Below are 654 nucleotides of genomic sequence, written 5' to 3'. Positions count from 1 at the left end.
GCTGGAGGTTGCAGTTGATCACGAAGTTCAGGTTGTCCAGGTTCTCGTTCGCGGCGAGTTGGAGCAGGCCACGGGACTCGGGCTCGTCCATTTCCCCGTCACCGAGGAACGCCCAGACCTGCTGGTCCGAGGTGTCTTTGATGCCACGGTTCTGCAAATACCGGTTGGACTGGGCCTGGTAGATCGCGTTCATCGGGCCGATACCCATCGACACGGTCGGGAATTCCCAGAAGTCCGGCATCAACCTTGGGTGCGGGTAGGAGGACAGGGCATGGCCCTCTTTGGACTTCTCCTGACGGAACCCGTCCAAATCCTCTTCCGTGAGGCGGCCTTCCATGAACGCGCGGGCGTACATGCCCGGGGAGGCGTGGCCCTGGAAGAACACCTGGTCCCCGCCGGAAGGGTGGTCCTTACCGCGGAAGAAGTGGTTGAAGCCCACCTCATACAGGGTCGCGGCACCGGCATACGTGGAAATATGCCCGCCCACCCCAATATCGGAACGCTGCGCACGATGCACCATCACCGCAGCGTTCCACCGCATGTACGCACGATACCGGCGCTCGAACTCCTCGTTCCCCGGGAACGGTGCTTCCTGGTCCACCGGGATCGTGTTCACATAATCAGTGGTCGTCACCATCGGCACACCCACCGACC

General features: G+C 61.9%; 1 pseudogene. It reads right to left on the bottom strand.

From position 1 onward, the window contains the following. A pseudogene (locus tag GVL04_RS24080) lies at window positions 1-654 on the bottom strand (pyruvate dehydrogenase (acetyl-transferring), homodimeric type); the annotation flags it as partial.

Origin of the sequence: Arthrobacter sp. 18067 (assembly GCF_902706295.1) — a bacterium.
Classification (GTDB): Bacteria; Actinomycetota; Actinomycetes; order Actinomycetales; family Micrococcaceae; genus Arthrobacter.
This window is presented reverse-complemented; position numbering and strand designations above follow the sequence as displayed.